This window comes from Pedobacter sp. HDW13, from assembly GCF_011303555.1.
Lineage (GTDB): Bacteria > Bacteroidota > Bacteroidia > Sphingobacteriales > Sphingobacteriaceae > Pedobacter.
In genome coordinates this window covers 1,834,265-1,856,497 of record NZ_CP049868.1, presented here as the reverse complement: position 1 = coordinate 1,856,497, position 22,233 = coordinate 1,834,265, and the positions used below count along the sequence as shown (strand labels likewise).

Below are 22,233 nucleotides of genomic sequence, written 5' to 3'. Positions count from 1 at the left end.
TTTATGAACCCAATCTGCAAACTTTTCAATATTAAATATCCCATTATCCAGGCTGGCATGGTTTGGTGTAGCGGTTGGAAACTGGCTTCTGCAGTTTCTAATGCTGGTGGTTTAGGCATTATTGGAGCAGGCTCCATGTATCCTGAGGTTTTAAGAGAACACATTCAAAAATGTAAAAAAGCTACCGATAAGCCTTTTGGTGTTAATATTCCGTTGCTGTATCCCAACATCCAGGAAATTATTGATATTGTAATTGACGAAGGTGTGAAAATTGTTTTTTCATCGGCGGGCAATCCGGCCACATGGACTAAAATTTTGAAAGATAAAGGGATTACCGTTGTTCATGTTATTGCAAACACCAAATTTGCGCTAAAAGCAGAAGAAGTGGGGGTAGATGCCATTGTTGCTGAGGGTTTTGAAGCTGGTGGGCACAATGGGCGTGAAGAAACCACCACCCTATGTTTAATTCCGATGATTAAAGCAGTGGTGCAGATTCCTGTAATTGCAGCAGGTGGTATAGGCAGTGGAAAAGCCATGCTGGCAGCCTTTGCTTTAGGTGCTGATGCTGTTCAGGTGGGATCGGCTTTTGCTGTGGCCGAAGAATCGTCGGCACACCCGGCATTTAAGCATAAAATTATTGCAGCAGCTGAGGGTGATACCAAACTTGCCTTGAAAAAACTGGTTCCGGTACGGTTATTAAAAAATGAATTTGCCAATACCATTGCTTTTGCCGAAGCTGAGGGAGCTAACCGGACAGAGTTAATGGAACTTTTAGGCCGGGCGAGAGCAAAACTGGGTATGTTTGAAGGTGACATGGAAGAAGGTGAACTTGAAATTGGTCAGGTTTCGGCCATGCTAAAAGAAATCAGGCCTGCAAGCGTTATACTCGAAGAAATATGGCAGGAGTTTAAAATTGAAATAGTACGAATTAAACAATTGCAAAACGAATTGGACTTATAACATAAGGATACATTTGGTTTACTAACTTTGCAACTTTAAAACATTTCAATTTTACAACAATAAATGAAACACCTCAATATAACAATAACAGGTAAAGTGCAGGGCGTAGGCTTTAGGGAAACCACTAAAATTATTGCCAACCAGATGATGGTGAATGGTTTTGTACGGAACGAAAAGGATGGCTCGGTATATATTGAAGCAGAAGGTGAGGATATTTTTCTCGAAGAATTTGTAAACTGGTGCCATGAAGGACCCGATCGTTCACGCGTAGAAAATGTTGTAGTAAACGAAGCCGAAGTGAAAAACTATCGTAATTTTGAAATTTTAAGGAAGTAATAGAGGCAGTGAGTATCAGGTATAGAGAATCAATTATCAAGCGGTGCGCTACGAGCCTTTGGTTACCTACTAATCTCTTGCTGCTAAGCATCTTGTTTTTTGCTATCATCATTTTTTCTTGCTACTAAAATATGTCTGTATATAAAAAGTTTGCCGGACAAACGCTGATTTACGGTTTAAGTACCATCTTTTCGCGTTTATTCAATTTTATCCTGACCCCTATTTATACCCGGGTTTATCCAACAAGCGTATACGGGATATTTACCAAAATGTTCAGTTACGTTTCCATCATTAATCCCATTTTGGCGTTTGGAATGGAAACTACCTATTTCCGATATCTGAATAAGCATGAGGATAAAAAACAGGAAGTATATAACAACAGCTTTTTGGTTATCGCTTTTATTTCAATCCTTTTCTTAATAACGGGATTGGTTTTTTCAGATTATCTGGCCCGGTTTACACTAAATGGAAGCATTTCGGAACTTGCCAACCAAAAATTATATGTGCAATACTTTGTCTGGATCTTATTTGTAGATGCCATTAGCGTAATTCCATTTGCCAAACTGAGGGCCGATGGAAAGCCGTTTCGTTACAGCCTCATCAAGTTCTTAAATATTGGTGTATTCGTGGGATTCAATCTGATATTTATTTTTGGCATTCCCTGGTTAATTAAAAATGATATGGGAAGCGGATGGTTGTTGTCCTGGTATAAAGGGCGTTGGGTTGGGTATGTATTTATTTCCAATTTAATTGCAAGCATAGTTACATTCATAATGCTTTTGCCTCAGTTCTTAGAAATCGAGTTTAAGTTTAATAAAGCCTTATTTAGCAATATGTTCGGTTATAGCTGGCCCGTGCTGGTTGCCAACCTGTCATTTATTATTAACGAAAACCTGGATAAAATTTTATTGAGTAAATACCTGCCAACCAATATAGCCGATCATGACATTGGTATTTATGGTGCAGTATGTAAACTGGCTATTTTTATCAGTATTTTCAACACAGCATTCAGGCTTGGAGCAGAACCTTTCTTTTTCAGTCATGCTAAAAACGCCAATGCAAAACAAACCTATGCAACCATCCTGTATTATTTTGTTCTGGCTTTATCCATTCTGTTTGTTGGCTTAACGGCAAACATTGAAATTATTAAACATTTTATTTCAGATAAATATTGGGTTGGATTGACAGCGGTTCCATACCTGTTGTTTGGGTATGTGTGCCTGGGTATTTACATGAATCTATCTGTTTGGTACCGTTTGTCTGATCAGACACGTTTTGGTTTATACATTTCGCTGGTGGGTGCAGTGTTTACCATTGTTATGAACATCATTTTAATACCAAAGTACAGCTACATTGGTTCTGCCTGGGTATCTATGTTTGCTTACCTGATTATTATGGTTATTTCTTACGTGTTGGGACAAAAGCATTACCCTATTCCTTATAATTTAAAGCGCATGGTTGCCTATCTTGTTGTTTCCATAATTTTAGTTTACCTTTCTTTTTGGGTATTTAAACAAAATATTTACTTTGGAAACGGGTTGCTGATTATATTTTTAGTAGGCATGTTTTATTTTGAAAAAAATAATTTGTTAAAGCTTCTGAAAAAGTAATCGGGTTCTTGTTATAGCTAAAATCCAGCATCTCCAATCTCGCATCTAGTAAAAATGGAAATAAAAATCATCAACAAATCCGGACACCCACTTCCTCAATACGAAACTGCACATGCGGCAGGCATGGATTTGAGGGCTGCAATAACCGAAGAAATTACACTTAAACCTTTGCAGCGCTTACTGGTGCCTACAGGCTTGTTTATCGAACTACCCGTAGGTTACGAAGCGCAGATCAGGCCAAGAAGTGGGCTGGCCTATAAACATGGCATTAGTATTGTTAATGCTCCGGGTACAATTGATGCCGATTACCGTGGCGAGATCAAAGTTTTATTGGTAAATTTATCGGATACAGATTTTAAAATTGTTAATGGCGACAGGATTGCGCAAATGGTAGTGGCTAAGCACGAAACGGTGAGTTGGCAGGCGGTTGATGCACTAGGCGAAACCGATCGGGGCGAAGGCGGTTATGGTCATACCGGAAAGTAAGTTCGTAGTTTTCAGTTTGAAGTTAATTTTTGGATGATATGAAGTACAAAATTCATTTTCTTATCGGACTTACTTTGACGAGCTTCCAGGCTTTTAGTCAGGGAACGGTTACGCCAGCTACCAATCGCGATAGCAATATGGTAAAACAATTGTTCTTTGCAGGCTTGCGTGAGAAAATGTCTGAAAATTATGTAATCGCTTCAACCAATTTCAACAAGATTGTAAGTTTAGATCCCGGTAACCATGCGGCCTATTTCGAGCTGGCCAATGCCAATTTACGCTTAGATAAACTTACTGAAGCAGAGCAAAATATAAAGCAGGCTTTAAAAATTAATCAGGATAACCTCTGGTACTGGCGTTTATTGGGCGAGGTGTACAAACGGAACAATAAAATGCCCGAACTGGTTGAGGTGTTTAATCAGTTAATCCGGCTTGATCCGCAAAACGATGCCTACTATTTTGATAAGGCCAATGCACAGTTTTTAGCCAATCAGCTCGATGCCGCGAAGAAAACCTATAATGAAATTGAAGCCAAATTTGGCGAGTCGAAAGAGTTGCTTGTAGCCAAAAGAAGAATGGATCAGAATGGGAGTACCTCAGAAAGCGACATTGTTAAATTACTAGAGGGCAACCAGGCCGATGTAAAAAACTATTTATACGCCGCGGGTTTGCTGTTGCAAAAAGGCAACGATCCCGAAGCATTAAAAGTACTGGTAAAAGCACATCAACTAGAACCTCATAATTTTGAGGTAAACTTAGGCTTGGCCGATATTTATCGCAAACAGAAAAATGATGAAGCAGCCTTTGCTTCCTTAAAAATGGCTTTCGAAAGTGCCGACATGCCAATAAATGAGAAAATAAAAATTATTGCTGCTCTTTTTCCAAAACTCGGTCAGCCTGTTGTTGCCAAAAATGTAACCGAGCTGAGTAAATTGGTTGCTGAAAAAAATCCTGCTGATGCCAAAGCGCTGGCACTTTATGGCGATGTACTTTATCAGCAAAACAATTTAAAAGAAGCTTTAACACAATATCAGGCCGCTTTAAAACTAAACGAACAGGTTTATGTGGTTTGGGAACAGGTTATTAATATTCATACCTTGCTTGGGCATTATGATGAGGCTGTAAAAGTTGGAGATGAAGCGCTGACCATTTATCCAAACCAGGCCAGTCTGTACTACTATATGGCCTATGCCCTATTTAAAACCGGTAAGCATGATGCGGCTTTAAGCAACCTCAAAACCTCGCTGCAACTGGATGTAGAGAATAAAAGTTTGCAGGCACAGGTTTATGCGCTGCAAGGCGATATTTATATTAACCAGAATAACTTTGCCCTGGCCAAAACAGCTTTCGAAAAGGCTATTTCAACTGAGCCCGATAATTACCTCATCATGAATAATTATGCCTACTATCTGGCTTTGAGGAATGACGATTTAAATAAAGCGGCTAAATATGCCGAAACTGCGGCCAATGCCATGCCTGATAATTCGTCGATTACCGATACCTATGCCTTTATCCTGTTTAAACAGCAAAAATACGATCTGGCCAAAACCTGGATTGAAAAGGCTCTGCAAAACAATAGTAGTAAAAATGGTGTTTATTTGGAGCGATATGGCGATATCCTGTACATGAAGGGTGAAAAAGATGCTGCATTAATTCAATGGCAAAAAGCAAAAGAGGCTGGAAACAGTTCAGATGTATTAAATAAAAAAATAAATGAGAAGAAATATTTTAAATAGCCTGTTCCTATTAGGTACTGTAGTTTTTGTTTCGGCATGTAAGCCTAAAAAAGAAATTGTAGTGGCTCCACAGGCCAAAACAGAAACCAAAACCGATAATTCTAAAGCCGAGGCCTTAACCTTATTAAACGGTAAACAACTTAAATTTAATACTCTTTCTCTCAAAGCGAAAGCTACGCTCGATATTGCCGGTGATGCCAATGATGTAACCATGAATTTCAAAATGAAAGAAAAGGAAACGATTTGGGTAAGCATTACTGCTCTGGGTGGTATGGCCGAAGTGGCCAGGGCTTTAATTACACCTGATAGTATCAAAATTATGAACCGCATGAAAAGCGAATACCTGAAAAAGCCTTTCAGCTATATTTATAATTTTACCAATAAGCAGGTTAATTTTAATACTTTACAGTCTATTTTAACCGGGAATGCCATGGGAGAATTTTTGACCGATCAATCGGATGTTAAAAACGAAAATGGTGTTTGGGTGGTTTCGGGCAGCAAACAAACGCTCGATTATAAATTGCTTTTCAATACGCTTTTTAAAGTGGCGGAAACCAATTTAAATGATTCGCAAAACGGACAGGCCTTAAAAGTAACTTATACCGATTATCAGAAATTAAATGAATATTTATTTCCAAGTGCTTTGCAAATCAAAACCTTATCTAAAGCAAAGCGAATAAACATTGACATGCAGTTTGTTAAAATTGATGGCAATGTTCCGGTCGATTTTCCGTTTAGTGTACCAAAGAGATTTACTGTAGTAAAGTAATTACCAAACAAATTAACCAGGTGTGGCGTTCAAACTTATCTGGAGCATGAAGATTAAGTGAAGACGGTTCTGTTATAAGTGATTATGGCCTGTGTATCTCAATTTTAATATTTTTTACTACAAAATTTTTATACTTTTGGCTTAATGAAGCTACACAAATATCTATTTATCCTTTTTTTAAGCGCGTTCACCCTTTCGGCAGTAGCGCAAACTGAAAGCCAACTTAGAAGGAAAAAAGAAGCGATTCAGCGCGAAATTGAACAACTTCAGAAAAATTTAAATAAGGCTGCCAGTGGTAAAAAGCTTACCATACAGCAGATTAATACCATTAATGCCCAGATTCGGTTGCGCCAGGATAAGATTGGTACCATCAATTCTGAAATAAAAAATCTGGATAACCAAATCTCTCAGAACACCAATACCGTACATACATTACAAGGTCAGTTAGGCGATCTTAAAAAGGAGTATGCTGGAATGATCCGTTTTGCCCAGCGTAACAGAAATGCTTACGACAAAATGATGTTTATTTTTGCTGCCAAAGATTTTAACCAGGCTTATAAACGGATAAAATATTTACAGCAGTTTAGCCAGTACCGTAAAAAACAGGCAGGCTACATTGAAAATACGCAGCAAGACCTGAATGGTAAAATTAAGGTTTTGGATAAAACGCTTAGGGAAAAAAGTGATCTGTTAAAAGAGCAGGAAAGAGAGCGTGAGCGCTTAGGTAAAGATAAGAGCGAACAATCGGTAGTGCTAAATAAACTGAGCAAGCAGGAAAAGCAGTTTAAGCAAGACATTAATACCCGTGTAAAACAACAGGCGCAGATTGATAAAGCCATTCGTGTAGTGATTCAACGTGCTATTGAAGAGGCAAGAAGAAAAGCAGCAGAAGAAGCACGTATAGCAGCAGCGAAAGCAGCGGCAGAGGCGAAAGCGGCGGCGGCTAAAGCAAGGGCAGAAAACAAACCTGTACCAGCAGCTCCGGCGGCAGCAAAAGAGAAAAATACCAACGAACTGCTTACCAACGATGCCGGATCGGCAAAACTGGCTGCAGGATTTGAAAATAATAGAGGAAGATTGCCTTATCCGGTTTCGGGTACCATTACCGAGCACTTCGGGGTACATAAAGTAGATCAGGCGTCGATGAACAACGAAGGGGTAAATATTACGGCTTCAGAAGGTGCTGCAGTAAGAGCGGTGTTTGATGGCGAAGTGTTAGGAGTAAGCCTTATTTATGGTAAATATGTGGTGATATTAATGCACGGTAACTATTTTACCATTTATCAAAACCTGAGATCGGCGAGTGTTAGCAAAGGCGATAAAGTAAGCACACGCCAAACCATTGGTGTGTTGGCAAATACAGGAGATATTGCAGAACTCCATTTTGAAATTATGAGAGGCCAGACAAAATTAAACCCGGAGGCCTGGATTAGTAAATAAACTTAAGACAAGTTAAAATGTCTATATTTGTATAAATTATATTAGTGATGTATCAAGGCACGTTATTAGAGTTTTTAAACATGGGGGGGTCGGAGATCGTACTCATTTTAGTAGTGGTTCTTTTGTTGTTTGGAGGTAAAAAATTACCCGAACTGGCAAGAGGATTAGGGAAAGGGATCAGAGAATTCAAAGATGCCTCGGATGGTGTGAAGCGCGAAATCCATAGAAATATTAATGCCATGGATTTGGATAAAGAAGAAGCGGAAGAAGCAACAGTAAACCATAGTCAACGTCATCACCCAACTGAAGAAGCACCGGTTGATGAAAAGGTAGAAGCACAAGCAGCGCATACACCTGAAAGCACACCTGTTGACGAAAAAAAAGTAAGTGACAATCAAAAAGTTTAATCAGAAAAAATTATGTTAAATACAACAATAGCAGCAATGCTTGGAACACCAGAAATTATCATTATTGCGGTAGTGGTATTGTTATTATTTGGTGGTAAAAAAATTCCTGAACTAATGAGAGGTTTAGGTAAAGGTGTTAAAGAATTTAAAGATGGTAAAGATGGCGTTGATGGCGATCAGGTAGATCCATCTAATCGCGATAAGACTGTTTAATTGCAATAATTTTTTGTTTTGAAGAAATACAGTTCTCTTAAAGAGATTCAATCGCTCATTTCGCAAAAGCAGTTAACTTTACCCGATTTATTAGCTTATTATTTTAAGCAGATTAAAGATAATGAACACCTCAATGCATTTAATGAGGTGTTTTTTTATACGGCCGAAGTTCAGGCAAAAGCGGTACAGCAGAAAATAGAAGCAGGTACAGCAGGTAAGCTTGCAGGGATGGTTATTGGTATTAAAGATAATATCTGCTACAAAGACCATGAGGTAACTGCATCATCGAAAATGCTCGAAGGTTTTATCTCTCCCTATTCATCCACTGTTGTTGAGCGTTTATTGCAGGAAGATGCCGTTATTATTGGCCGCTTAAACTGCGACGAATTTGCCATGGGTGGCTCAAATGAAACTTCTTTCTATGGTGCAGTAAGAAACGCGGCAAATGCAGAGCTTGTTCCGGGCGGTTCGTCTGGCGGTTCGGCGGTAGCGGTTCAGGCCGATATGTGTTTATCTGCTTTAGGTACCGATACAGGTGGTTCGGTAAGGCAACCAGCTGCTTTTTGCGGTCAGATCGGCCTTAAACCAACCTATGGACGTATTTCCCGTTATGGTGTAATTGCCTATGCCTCTTCTTTTGATCAGGTTGGTCCAATTACTTCATCGATAGAAGATGCAGCAATATTGCTTCAGGTTTTGGCGGGTTCTGATGATCATGACTCTACTGCTTCGGCTTTAACCGTTCCGGATTACCCGGCACATTTAAACGAAACTAAAAAACAAAAAATAGCGGTTTTAAAAGAAACGATTGAGAGCGAAGCGCTTGATCCTGAAATTAAAACTGCCATTTTAAAATCTATAGCAGATTTACAGGCACAAGGCCATACCGTTGAGTATGTATCTTTTGATCTGTTAGACTACCTCGTTCCGGCTTATTATATTTTAACCACAGCCGAAGCTTCATCTAATCTTTCGCGCTACGATGGTGTGCATTATGGTCACCGTAATATGGAAGCGAAATCGTTAAACGAATTATACAAATTATCGCGTGCAGAGGGCTTTGGCGAAGAGGTAAAACGCCGTATCCTTTTAGGAACTTTTGTTTTAAGTGCCGGATATTACGATGCTTATTATCAAAAAGCCCAGCAAGTTCGCCGTTTAATCCGCGAAAAAATGGATCAGCTTTTCGAAGAATATGATTTTGTTTTATCGCCGGTAGCACCCACAGCAGCCTTTAAAATAGGTGATAATGTACAGGATGCGCTGGTAATGTACATGGCCGATATTTTTACGGTACTACCATCTTTAAGTGGTAACCCGGCTATTGCACTGCCTTTGGGCAATAACGAAGCAAATTTGCCGTTAAGTATACAATTTACAGCCAAACATTTTGAGGAAGATAAGCTTCTGGCTTTTTCTCAGGCATTTTTATCATAGTATTATCGTCATTGCGAGGTACGAGGCAATCTTAATGCAAAAAAAGCATTATCGTTAAGTATGGCAATGGCATTTCATGAGTTGTTTTCTAAACAGTGTTTAGAAATTATCAAATTGCTGTTCTGGATTGGTAAAGCCGAAAAAGAGAAGGGATTTGTATAAGGTTTGTGGCGACACAAACCACGGCCAATGGAAGTTTAAACCAATAGCCCATGATTAAAAAATTACTTCTTGCTTCAATTTGTGTTTGCTTCGGATTGATTTCTTCCGTTTCGGCACAACAACTTCTCCATTTAGATAGCCTTCGTAAAGCGCAAAACAACATTTTCATCAATACTGATACCGTAGCCGTTCCGCTGGTTACCGAGAATCCGTTAATGATGAGCCAGAATTTCATCTATAAACTCAGGCTCGATTCGATTACCAAAACCGTTCCGCTTCCTTACAACGAGTACGTACAGCAGTACATCGATATTTATGCCAAGCGTAAAGATATGTTCGGCAAAATGATCGGCTTATCGAGTTATTACTTCCCTATTTTTGATAAGGCTTTAAAAGATTACAACATTCCGCAAGAGATAAAATACCTCACTATCGTAGAATCCCAAATGAACCCACACGCCATTTCGCGCGTTGGGGCAACGGGTATCTGGCAGTTTATGTTTGGTACCGGAAAAGCTTACGGTTTGAAGATGGATAACTTTGTTGATGAACGCAAAGATCCCATTCAGGCCAGTTATGCTGCTGCGGCTTATTTTAGAGATGCTTTTGAAGAGCTTGGCGACTGGCTTTTGGCCATTGCAGCCTACAACTGTGGCAAGGGGAATGTAACCCGTGCAATTGATAAAGCCGGATCTCGCGATTTTTGGGTAATCAGACAGTTTTTACCCAAAGAAACCAGGAATTATGTGCCCGCATTTATTGCCGCGGTTTACGTAATGAATTATTCGAACAAACATCAGATTACCAGTCAGGCCTGCAACATGTTCTTAAAAACCGATACCGTTCAAACCACCAGGTTTGTATCGCTTTCTACACTGGCGAAGGCCTTAAATGTAGAAGAATCGGCCATATTTGCCTTAAACCCGTCGTATAAGAAGAAGATTGTTAACGGTACTGACGATGAGCCCAAGCGCATTGTGATGCCTAAATTAAAAGATATTGATTTTGCTGGTGTTTACGAAGTGCTCAACAATGTAGATGTTGATGTAAACATGCGCGTAATAGAGGCGAGCACCGATGATGTACGTGATTTAAGAAAGAAAAAAGCCAAAAGCGCTACTGCATCTGCTGTAGTTTACCATAAAGTTACCAGCGGACAGAATTTAACCGCCGTTGCTGATAAGTATGGCGTTGAAGTGCAGGATTTGCGGGTTTGGAACGGCTTAAAAAGTAAAACTATTGTACCCGGACAAAGACTTAAAATTTATGCTAAAAACCGTGTAGTGCTGAAGGCACCAGCATCGTTTTTAAGCTATAAAGTAAAAACCGGCGATACCTTATCAGAAATAGCCGAGAAATTTGATGGCGCTACTGTTCAGAGTATTAGACGGGATAATAAGCTGAGCAAAGCAGGCTTACAGGCTGGTATGATCCTGAAAATCAGTAAGGGTTAAGCGAGTCTCAAAAGGGATTTCACTATTTTTATTCGGATTCAGTCAGTTGAATTCCTAACTAAATTGGTACTGTCCATTAATCGAATGACATTTGTTAAATCTCTTTTGTAATTTTACAGAATGGATCAACTTCTCCGAACTTACGACAAGACGGTAACCGAATATAAAAAAATTATTTCAGATAGTTTTGATGTTGATGACTTTCGGGAGTACAACGAGATCCTTTTCTCTGCACACAGCTGTGCAGTTGAGGGCAATTCTTTTACGGTAGATGAGACAAGGGAATTAAGAGAGAAGGGGATGAGCCTTAAACTTCAAAACCATTCGCTTTTTGAAGCTTTCGAAATCTTAGACCACTTTAATGCATACGAATTTGTTTTTGACAACCTAGACAAGCCTTTATCAGAACTTTTTGTCAAGCAAACACAGGAATTGCTTACCAGAAATACGATTAAATTTGCAAAAGGGTATGAGCCAGGGGAATACACGAAGACTCAAATGGCAGCTGGAGATACAGTTTTTGGGGATTTCGAGACTAGTATTAAAAGAATGCCTCAATTGATGCAGTCAACGGAAGACGCAATCATCAAATCAAGTTTGCACCCATTGGAAATCAGTGCGCGTTTCCACAAGTTTTTTATCTATCTCCACCCGTTCCCAGACGGCAATGGTCGAGTGGGTAGGTTAATATCCAATTATATTTTAGCCAGATTGTCACAGCCCATGTGATTGTAACAGCGGCAGATAAACCAGCTTATATTAATGCACTCAAACTTTCAGAAAAGCATAGAGATACTAGTATCTTGACAAACTATTTTGCAGAATTGAGCATAGCACGCATGCAATCAGAGATTGATCAAAAAAGAAACCTCACTAATAATTTTGAGATGAATTTCCAACCACGTAAAAGAGGGAGGTAGATTTTGCTATCACATTTGCAAGGTTGAAATAATGAGTTCTTCTTGTTATGTTAACTCAATTTTTTACTAAACCCAGATTAAACTTTTTTGGAGGGCTTTTTATTTTATGCCTCATAAAAAGAATTGTACCTTTGCGCCGTCACTAATAAGTTACGTAATGAGTAAAACCACTAGAAAGCAAGATGCGCTTGATTATCACGCACAAGGCCGTCCAGGAAAGATACAGGTAATTCCAACAAAACCTACAAATTCGCAGAGAGATTTAACCCTCGCGTACTCGCCGGGAGTAGCCGAGCCTTGCTTGCAAATAGCAGAAAATAAAGAAGATGTTTATAAGTACACCGCAAAAGGAAACCTTGTTGCGGTAATCAGTAATGGTACAGCCGTATTAGGTTTGGGCGATATTGGCCCTGAAGCCGGAAAGCCGGTAATGGAAGGTAAAGGTTTACTTTTCAAAATCTTTGCCGATATCGACGTATTCGATTTAGAGCTGGATACCAAAAACGTAGATGATTTTGTAAAAATCGTTAAAGCTTTAGAGCCAACCTTTGGAGGTGTAAACCTTGAGGATATTAAAGCTCCAGAATGTTTCGAAATCGAACGCCGTTTAAAGGAAGAGATGAACATTCCGGTAATGCACGATGACCAACACGGTACCGCAATTATTTCTGCTGCAGCCTTATTAAATGCCTGCGAAATCATCAAGAAAAAAATGGATAAGATTAAAATTGTAGTTAATGGTGCTGGTGCCGCTGCAATTTCTTGTACCAAATTATATGTTTCTTTAGGCGCTAAAAAAGAGAATATCGTAATGTGCGACCGTTCTGGTGTAATCCGCAAAGACCGCGAGTCGCTTGATGCGATTAAAGCAGAATTTGCTACCGACAGAAAGATCAACACTTTAGAAGAAGCCATGAAAGATTCGGATGTTTTCATCGGTCTTTCTTCTGCTGATTGTGTTAGCGTAGATATGTTGAACTCGATGGCGAAAAACCCGATTGTTTTTGCCATGTCGAACCCTAATCCTGAGATCGCTTACGAGCTGGCGATCAAAACCCGTAAAGATATCATTATGGCAACCGGCCGTTCTGATTATCCTAACCAGGTTAACAACGTTTTAGGTTTCCCTTATATTTTCCGTGGTGCGCTTGATGTACGTGCAACCAGCATTAACGAGCCCATGAAAATTGCTGCGGTTAAAGCGATTGCCGAGCTGGCTAAAAAATCGGTTCCGGAATCGGTAAACCTGGCCTATAATGCCCGCAACCTTAAATTTGGTAAAGACTATATCATTCCTAAACCAGTAGATTTCAGGTTAATTACCGAAGTTTCTACTGCTGTAGCCAAAGCTGCTATTGAAAGTGGTGTTGCCCGTAAAATCATTACCGATTGGGATGCTTATACCGAAGAACTGAGAAAACGTTTAGGTTTGGATGATGCCATTATGCGTGCCATTACCACTAAAGCCAAAACGGATCCGAAGCGTGTGGTTTTTGCTGAAGCAGACAACTATAAAATCTTAAAAGCAGCGCAGATCGTTAACGACGAAAATATTGCGATTCCGATCCTTTTAGGAAATAAAGATAAAATACAAGCCATTATTGATGAGCATGGTTTAGAACTTGAAGGTGTAGAAATAATCGATCAGATGCAGAACCCTGATAAAACTAAACAATATGCCGAGGCGCTTTATAAAAAACGTCAGCGTAAGGGTATTTCATTAACCGATGCGACTAAATTATTGAGAGACCGTAACTATTACGGTGCATCGATGGTTGAGTTTGGCGAAGCTGATGCCATGATTTCTGGTTTAACCAAAAATTACGGATCGACTATTAAGCCTGCATTACACGTAATTGGTGTTGATCCAAGCGTAAAACGTGTGGCTGGTATGTATATGATGATGACCAAAAAAGGTCCGGTTTTCTTTGGCGATACAACTGTAAATGTTGATCCGACTGCAGAAGAACTGGTAGATATTACCTTATTACTGGATAAATCGGTTAAACAGTTTAACATTAAGCCACGTATTGCTTTATTATCTTATTCAAACTTTGGCTCAAACGATGGTGTAACGCCAAACAAAGTAAGAGAAACCGTAAATCTTTTGCATAAAAATCATCCCGATGTAGTGGTTGATGGAGAGATGCAAGGAAACTTCGCCATTAACAACGAATTATTGAAAGATAACTTTCCTTTCAGTACCCTGGCCGATGCTCCTGCAAATACTTTGGTGTTCCCGAATTTAGAGTCAGGTAACATTGCGTACAAATTGTTACAAGAGCTGGGTGGAGCAGAGGCAGTTGGGCCAATTTTATTGGGATTAAACAAGCCTGTTCATATTGTTCAGTTAGGAAGTTCGGTGCGTGAGATCGTAAATATGGTTACTATTGCAGTAGTAGATGTTCAAGCCAAAGAAGAAATTGCTGGAACTTCGAAACGAAAAGGTATATTTACCAAATCAACCAAGAAGTAGAATTACATGTACGCCTATATCGACGGTAAATTGACGTTTAAAAACCCAGCTTATGTTGTGGTAGAAGCCGGAGGTATAGGCTATCATATAAATATTTCATTAAATACTTACAGTGCTTTGGGCGATGCAGAAAGGTGTAAAATTTATACCTGGCTGCATGTAAAAGAAGATGCACACACATTATACGGCTTCGCCGATGAAGGCGAACGCCGTTTATTTTTACACCTGATTTCGGTATCAGGAATCGGGCCCAATACCGGACGGATGATTTTATCGTCCATTACCCCTGTGGAAATTCAAACGGCAATAATTAAGGCCGATTTGCCACTTATTCAACGCATTAAGGGCCTGGGTGCAAAAACAGCACAACGCCTGGTTCTTGAATTACAGGATAAACTGAAAAAAGAAGGCGCAGATTCATTAATTTCTATGCCTTTACACAATACTGTTAAAGATGAAGCGTTATCAGCATTGGTAATGCTCGGATTTGCCAAACAAACTGCCGAAAAAACTATAGATCAGATATTAAAAGTGAATGAGGGAACACTTTCGGTTGAACAACTAATTAAATATGCCTTGAAAACCTTATAGATCTTAACGCCTTTGAAGAGAATATCTACATTTCTGTTTCTCATCCCCCTTTTATTAATTGCTACTCAAAACGCCTTCTCTCAAGTTGTTCCAAGCAAAGCGGATACTGTTGTTAAAAAAAATAACTTTAGTTTACGTGAAAAGGAACGTTTAGGCCTTGGGCCATCTGTTAATCCATTTTATCCTGCGCCCAGTAATTTAAAGCGCGTAGTAGAATACGATGCCAAAAACAAACGCTATATCGTTAAAGAACTGATAGGCGAGCAATTTGTACTCAATACCCAGTATTTAACCATCGATGAATATCAGCGCCTGGTAAACAGTGAAATTAAACGCGGTAACTGGCGTAGCATTTCCAATGCAGAGGTGAGCGATTACCGGAGTACAGGCATTATCCCGCAAATTCAGGTAAACAGCAAGGCCTTCGAAAAATTATTTGGCGGTACCACCATTGATATTCAACCACGTGGTGAGGCCGAGCTTACGTTTTTAGGCCGTGTAAATAAAAATGAAAATCCGCTTTTTAACGAAAGACAAAGAGTTCAAACCAATTTCGATTTTAACCAAAGGATTCAGATGGACCTGGTAGGAAATATCGGAACAAAACTGAAAATAAAAAGTAATTACAATACCGAGGCGCAGTTCGATTTCGAAAACCAGATTAAACTCGATTATACCGGTGGTAAAGATGATATTATCCAGAAAATTGAGGCCGGTAACGTAAGTTTACCTTTAAATACCTCTTTAATTACCGGAACACAGGCACTTTTTGGTATTAAAACACAGCTAAAATTCGGACGTTTAAATGTAACCAGTGTTTACACCCAACAGAAATCCGAATCACGCGAAATTAAAATTACCAATGGTGCCCAGCAAAATACCACAACCGTAAATATCGATAGCTACGAGGCCAATAAGCACTATTTCCTTTCGCAGTATTTTAGAAATAATTACAATAAAAATCTGGCTAATGCGCCAATTATTACCTCACCAATTCAGATTACTAAAATTGAGGTATGGATTACCAATAAAGCTGGCAATACTTCCGATTCGAGAGATGTTTTGGGTTTGCTTGATTTAGGTGAGAATACACCTTATAATAACTTAATTACAGGCGGTACTTCAGGTCTGCCTGCAGGAACAACTGCTGCCGGTTTCTCTCAACAATCCAATAACCTGATTTCGCAATTAAATGCTTATCAGGGTGGAGCTATCAGGGAGACCAATTCTAATGCTGTTATATCTTTCTTTCAGTCAAGTCCGCCATACATGGCTGGTACAGATAACTTTGCCAAATTAACTTATGCAAGGAGATTAACGGAAAGAGAGTTTACTTTTCAACCGCAGTTGGGTTATTTGTCACTAAATAATCCACTCAATGCCGATGAAGTTTTGTCGGTTGCCTACCGTTATACCTATAATGGAGTAGAATACCAGGTGGGTGAGTTCTCTACTGACATACCTTTTGACGCTGCTAAACCAAAAGTACTTTACACCAAATTATTAAAGAACGAAACCACCAAAATCTCGCTTCCAACATGGGATTTGATGATGAAAAACATCTACTCAATAGGTGGATATCAGATCAGCAGCCAGAATTTTAAACTGGACATTTACCGAATCGACAACCAAACGGGTGTTGATAATCCGGTAATGACCGAAGGGCAGAATACAGCCAATAAACAGTGGATTGCTCTAACCGAATTTGACCGTTTAAACCAGCAGAATGAGCGTAGACCCGATGGGGTTTTCGATTTTGTCGCAGCAAATAATGCCTTTGGCTCCTATTCTACAGCCAGTAATTCCAATATCCCAAGTTTATTTGGAACCGGCAGCAACGGACAAACTTCGCTGGTAACCAACACCAATACGGGTTATATTACCATCGACCCTGCAAACGGAAGAATTATATTTCCGGTGATAGAACCATTTGGAAAGGATTTGGCCGCGAAATTTTTACCAGGCGAACAGGCTTTGATAGATAAATATACTTTTACTGCACTTTACGATTCGACACAAACCATTGCCAAGCAATTGTTCCAAAATCAGAACCGTTACGTGATTAAAGTAAACTATCAGTCTGATATTTCTTCTGAATTTAGTTTAAATGCCATTAATGTTCCTGAAGGATCGGTAAAGGTTTTTGCCGGTACGATGCCTTTAACCGAGGGTGTAGATTTTACTGTTGATTACCAGGGTGGAAGGGTAAGCGTAATTAACCAGGCACTTTTGGTTTCGGGGCAGCCTATTCGCATTACAACCGAAAATAACGAGCTTTTTGGTTTACAACAGCGCTCGCTTTTTGGTACCCGTTTAGATTACCGCGTAAACAACAAACTGAATTTAGGTGGTACCATAATGAACCTGACGGAAAAACCGCTTACCCAAAAAGTGAATATTGGCGAAGAACCCATTTCGAATACCATTTGGGGAGCGGATATCAACTACAGTTCGCCATCAAGATTTTTAACCAAGCTGGTTGATAAAATTCCACTTATTTCTACCAAGGCGCCATCGAGCGTTACTTTTTATGGGGAGTTTGCACAGTTAATTCCCGGGCACCCTAGGGCTTTGAATTTTGCAGGTAGTAAAAACGGAGTGAGTTATCTCGATGACTTTGAAGCTTCGCGTTCAGTTATCGATTTAAAAAGTGCTATTTCATGGCAGTTATCGGGTACACCTCAACTGTTTCAGGAGTTCGACCGGTCGAACGATCTTTCGTACGGATACAACAGGGCAAGGGTAGCCTTTTATAATATCGACCCGACTTTTTACAATTCGGCAGCTTCAACTACACCGGCCAATATCAGAAATAACAGGGCCGAGCTTTCTAACCACTATGTTAGGGAAGTAATAGAACAGGAGGTTTTTCCTTTCAAAGAAACCGCAACCGGACAGGCCTTAAATATTACCACTTTTGATGTGGCTTACTACCCAACGGTTAGGGGACCTTATAATTTCCGTACTACAGGTTTCAAACCTGACGGATCATTATTGCAACCACAAAATAGCTGGGCAGGTTTTCAGCGGAAGATCGAAACCAATGATTTTGAAGCCTTAAACGTTGGCTTTATTGAACTTTGGGTGATGGATCCGTTTATTTATAAACCAAATTCGAGCGGTGGAGATCTGTATTTTAACCTGGGAAATATTTCGGAGGATATTCTTAAAGATGGACGGAAATCGTTAGAGAATGGTTTGCCGGCTACGAACGATCCGACAAAATATGATGAAACCGTCTGGGGCCGAGTACCCAAACTACAACCTGTGGTACAGGCTTTCGATAACAATGCAGATTCGCGTAAGGCACAGGACGTTGGTTTAGATGGTTTATCAGATGCAGATGAAAAGACAAAGTTCGCAGCCGAAATCAACCAGATTAAATCGCAGTTGAATGCCAATGCCGCTGCCACCCTTGATGCCGATCCATCATCAGATAACTATGCTTATTTCAGAGGTCCGGCTTTAGATCAGATTAATGCCGGCATTTTAAAACGCTACGAAAAATACAACGGAACTGAGGGTAACTCTAAAACCTCACAACAATCGCAGGCTGAACTTGGATTGGAAAATTCGGCTTCAACCTCTTTACCAGATGGTGAAGATATCAACCGCGATAACAACATGACGCAAAGCGACGAGTATTTCCAGTACAAGGTTTCTATTCGTCCCGGCGACTTAAATGTTGGTCAGAATTTCATTACCGATAAAGTAACCTCGCAGGTTAAACTAGCTAACGGAAATACCCAGGCAGTAACCTGGTATCAGTTCAGAATTCCAATCGGGCAGTACCAGCAAAAAGTTGGCGGTATTCAGGATTTTAAATCGATCCGTTTTTTCAGGATGTTTATGACCAACTTCGCCGATACCGCAGTTATGCGTTTTGCAAAACTACAGTTAATCCGTGGCGAGTGGCGCGAGTACAATGCATCCAATCAGGCTGCACAGGTTATTGTCGATCCGGCTTTGCCAGCTTTAACGCCAGATAATTCTACAATCGAAGTATCGACTGTAAATATTGAGGAAAACGGTAAACGTTCGCCTATTCCTTATGTTACCCCTCCGGGTATTCTGCGCGAGCGCGATTACAGCAACTACCGTGGCGATACCCGTTTAAATGAGCAATCGTTGTCAGTAACGGTAAAATCGTTAAGAGATGGATATGGCCGCGCTGCATTTAAAACTGCCTATAGCGATTTCAGGTCATATAAACATTTGGAGATGTTTGTGCATGCAGAGGCTGTTAATAACCAGCTATTAAACGATGGCGATGTGGACGCCTTTTTAAGGATCGGAACCGATAATCAGGATAACTATTACGAATATGTAATGCCATTGAAGGTGACTGCGCCAGGCACCAGCGATCCGGATGCGATTTGGCCAGAAGCCAACAGGATGGATATCGATTTAACGCTTTTCCAAAATGCCAAACTTGCCCGGAATGTGGCTAAACAGGCCAACGGGCAGCCATGGCCAATTAACGTTCCATTTACTTATACCGATGGTGCCAGAACCATTGTGGTTAAGGGTCAGCCCGATATGAGTAAAGTGAGGGTTTACATGGTGGGGATTAAAAATCCGCTTCGCCTGGCTAACGATGTAGGTAATGATGATGGACAGGATAAAAATGCCCTGGTTTGGTTTAACGAATTAAGGCTAACAGAATTTGATGAAAAAGGCGGATGGGCAGCTACAGGAAGACTGAATTTAAAGCTGGCCGATTTTGCCGACGTAAATATTTCGGGCAGTAAATCGACCGTTGGTTTTGGTTCAATTGACTCGAAAGTAAGCGAACGTAACCGTGCCGATAATGTGTTGCTGGATGTATCTTCGGCTATGGAACTAGGAAAATTCCTGCCACAAAAATCAGGGGTTAAAATACCAATGTTTGTCAGTTATTCTAAGCAGGTTTCTACGCCGCAGTATAACCCAAGAACGCCGGATATTGAGTTGAAAAATGCTTTAGACCGATCAACCAAAGAGCAAAAAGATTCTATTTTAAATTTTGCCCAGGATTATACCGTTAGGAGAGGGATTAACTTTACTAATGTTAGGAAAGAACGCACCAACAATAGTAAACCTGTAAGGCTATGGGATATCGAAAACTTCTCTGCAAGTTATGCCTATACCCAATATAACCACCGCGATTTTATTAATCAAAGCAGTATCCAGAATACCTATAGGGCATCGTTACAGTACAGCTATTCGAAAGAAGCTAAAACTATTGCGCCGTTCGAAAAAATCATAAAATCGAATATGCTGGCCTTACTGAAAGATTTTAATTTCAGTATTTTTCCAAGTGCCATTAATTTCAGGATTGATGTAGACCGTTTATACTCAGAAAATACTTTGAGAAATAATGACCCGAACAATACCATAGGCGTTTATCAGAGGGGCTACGGAACCACTTTTAATAAAAACTTTACCATGAGCCGTGTTTATGGTATTGCCTGGAACCTTACCCGTTCGTTACAGTTAGATTTTAATGCCACTAACTATTCTATTATTGATGAACCTGATGGCAGAATTGAAGGTTTAAAACGCGATACCGTTTGGGAAAACTTAAAACGTTTAGGCCGTACAACCGATTATAATCATAACTTAAACGTTACCTATAACCTGCCGATTGATAAGATACCAGGCTTAAACTGGATTACTGTTAAAACCCGTTACGGAACCAATTTTAACTGGCAAACAGAGCCGCTGGCTACCTTGCGCGATCCAAATATCAATTTAGGTAATACAGTGCAAAACAGCCGTACGGTACAGGTTAACCCGACTTTAAACCTAACCACACTATACAATAAGTTTGGTTTTATCCGCAATGCCGGTAACGATGACAATGGAAATAAGGCGAAAAACTTTTTCATCAATATTTTAACCAGTTTAAAAAATGTAAATGCCAGTTTTGTGCAAACCAAAGGTATTTTCTTACCGGGTTATCTGCCAACAACCAGATATTTTGGTATCGATAATGCCACGGGTGCACCAGGTTTAGGTTTTGCTTTTGGTAGTCAGCGCGACATACGCGAAATGGCCCTTAACAACGGTTGGTTAACTACGGATACCTTGCAAACCCAGTTGTATGTTAACACGCTTCGCGAAGATTTACAATTAACCGGTCAGCTAGAGCCTTTTAAAGATTTGCGTATTACCTTAAAAGCAAACAAGGCGCAAACACGTAACTTCTCTACCAATTTCAGGTATGTAGCCAGTGTGTCTTCGTTCGAAAATTTGAGTGCCATTACCACGGGTGATTACAGCATTTCTTACATTGCTTTAGGTACTGCGTTTAAAGAAAATAATGCAACCCGGGTTTCGGGCTTGTTCCAGCAATTTATGAATAACCGTAGTGTGATTTCGAGAAGGTTGGGTGCGCAAAACCCTAATTCATCGGGAGCTACCGGAGGTTTTGCTGACGGATATAGTAAAGAAAGTCAGGATGTAATTATCTCTGCTTTTATGGCTGCCTACTCGGGCAAGGATGCCGGAAAGGTTAAAATGAATTCATTCCCTAAAATTCCGCTTCCAAACTGGAACTTAACGTATAGCGGTTTAACCCGCATTCCTTTTATTGCTGATAAATTTTCGTCGGTTGATATCAGGCATGGCTACCGTTCTATGTACAACATTAATGGCTACAATTCATTATTGCGCTATCAGGAAACCAATGGTGGGGTTAGCAGCAGGGATGTGAACAATAACTTTTTACCCGAATACCAGTTTGCGCAGGTAACCATTTCAGAGTACTTTGCTCCGCTGGTTGGGATTGATACGAGGTTTAAAAATAACCTGACGGCTTCTTTTGAGTTAAACCGGTCACGTTTGTTAGGCTTAAGTTTATCGAACAGTCAACTGGCACAACTATCAGAAAACAATATGGTTTTAGGCCTGGGTTATCGTACCAATAAATTCCGTTTCCCGTTTGGCTGGTTTAAAAGCTTAAAAATGGATAACAACATGGATTTTAAACTTGATGTAGCCATTCGCGATAATAAAACGGTTATTTACCGGGCTGATATTACCGAAGCAGAGGTTTCTTCAGGAGCAAAAAATATTACACTTAGGCCAAGTGTTGATTATGTGTTAAACCAGAAGTTTAATATTAAGTTATTTTACGATTCGAACATTACCAAACCTTATACCTCGCAAACCTTTAATACCTCGTTCAGTAATTTTGGGTTTAGTTTAAGGTTTACATTGAATTAATGAATTTCAATCATATGAAAAAGCCTC

Annotated in this window: 15 protein-coding genes; all 15 read left to right on the top strand. The window is 39.9% G+C overall.

Annotation, left to right across the window (positions count from 1 at the left end):
- Window positions 1-3 precede the first annotated feature (3 nt).
- The 15 genes from G7074_RS07710 to sprA all read left to right on the top strand — a co-directional run bounded on the left by G7074_RS07710 (window position 4) and on the right by sprA (window position 22,206).
- Complete coding sequence (locus G7074_RS07710; RefSeq protein ID WP_166207749.1) at window positions 4-960, top strand: nitronate monooxygenase family protein; 957 nt, start codon at window positions 4-6, stop codon at window positions 958-960.
- A gap of 63 nt (window positions 961-1,023) precedes the next feature.
- Window positions 1,024-1,296: an acylphosphatase gene (locus G7074_RS07705; protein ID WP_166207746.1), complete on the top strand. Its 273-nt coding sequence runs from the start codon at window positions 1,024-1,026 to the stop codon at window positions 1,294-1,296.
- 131 nt (window positions 1,297-1,427) lie between these two features.
- On the top strand, window positions 1,428-2,906 hold the full coding sequence (locus G7074_RS07700; RefSeq protein WP_166207743.1) for a lipopolysaccharide biosynthesis protein: 1,479 nt from the start codon (window positions 1,428-1,430) through the stop codon (window positions 2,904-2,906).
- Window positions 2,907-2,960: 54 nt separating this feature from the next.
- Window positions 2,961-3,392, top strand: a complete 432-nt coding sequence (dut, locus tag G7074_RS07695) for a dUTP diphosphatase (protein WP_124561108.1) — start codon at window positions 2,961-2,963, stop codon at window positions 3,390-3,392.
- 38 nt (window positions 3,393-3,430) lie between these two features.
- A complete protein-coding gene (locus G7074_RS07690) occupies window positions 3,431-5,128 on the top strand; it encodes a tetratricopeptide repeat protein (protein WP_166207740.1) in 1,698 nt (565 codons plus the stop codon).
- Window positions 5,106-5,897, top strand: a complete 792-nt coding sequence (locus G7074_RS07685; protein ID WP_166207737.1) for a DUF4292 domain-containing protein — start codon at window positions 5,106-5,108, stop codon at window positions 5,895-5,897. Before G7074_RS07690 ends, G7074_RS07685 begins: the two co-directional genes overlap by 23 nt.
- A 144-nt stretch (window positions 5,898-6,041) precedes the next feature.
- Window positions 6,042-7,337 carry a murein hydrolase activator EnvC gene (locus G7074_RS07680; RefSeq protein ID WP_124561105.1) on the top strand — a complete coding sequence of 432 codons (1,296 nt, stop codon included), beginning with the start codon at window positions 6,042-6,044 and terminating at the stop codon, window positions 7,335-7,337.
- Between the two features lie 80 nt (window positions 7,338-7,417).
- A complete protein-coding gene (locus tag G7074_RS07675) occupies window positions 7,418-7,744 on the top strand; it encodes a twin-arginine translocase TatA/TatE family subunit (protein ID WP_240916499.1) in 327 nt (108 codons plus the stop codon).
- 12 nt (window positions 7,745-7,756) lie between these two features.
- Window positions 7,757-7,957, top strand: coding sequence for a twin-arginine translocase TatA/TatE family subunit (locus G7074_RS07670; RefSeq protein ID WP_029986031.1), 201 nt, complete (start codon window positions 7,757-7,759; stop codon window positions 7,955-7,957).
- Between the two features lie 18 nt (window positions 7,958-7,975).
- Window positions 7,976-9,394: an Asp-tRNA(Asn)/Glu-tRNA(Gln) amidotransferase subunit GatA gene (gene gatA, locus G7074_RS07665; protein ID WP_124561103.1), complete on the top strand. Its 1,419-nt coding sequence runs from the start codon at window positions 7,976-7,978 to the stop codon at window positions 9,392-9,394.
- Between the two features lie 212 nt (window positions 9,395-9,606).
- Complete coding sequence (locus tag G7074_RS07660) at window positions 9,607-11,010, top strand: lytic transglycosylase domain-containing protein (protein ID WP_124561102.1); 1,404 nt, start codon at window positions 9,607-9,609, stop codon at window positions 11,008-11,010.
- 120 nt (window positions 11,011-11,130) lie between these two features.
- Window positions 11,131-11,739, top strand: a complete 609-nt coding sequence (locus G7074_RS07655) for a Fic family protein (RefSeq protein WP_166207734.1) — start codon at window positions 11,131-11,133, stop codon at window positions 11,737-11,739.
- 348 nt (window positions 11,740-12,087) lie between these two features.
- Entirely contained in the window at window positions 12,088-14,406 is a 2,319-nt protein-coding gene (locus G7074_RS07650; RefSeq protein ID WP_124561100.1) for an NADP-dependent malic enzyme, read from the top strand.
- A gap of 6 nt (window positions 14,407-14,412) precedes the next feature.
- Window positions 14,413-14,997, top strand: coding sequence for a Holliday junction branch migration protein RuvA (gene ruvA, locus G7074_RS07645; protein WP_124561099.1), 585 nt, complete (start codon window positions 14,413-14,415; stop codon window positions 14,995-14,997).
- 12 nt (window positions 14,998-15,009) lie between these two features.
- Window positions 15,010-22,206, top strand: coding sequence for a cell surface protein SprA (sprA, locus tag G7074_RS07640; protein WP_166207731.1), 7,197 nt, complete (start codon window positions 15,010-15,012; stop codon window positions 22,204-22,206).
- The last annotated feature ends 27 nt before the right edge of the window (window positions 22,207-22,233 follow it).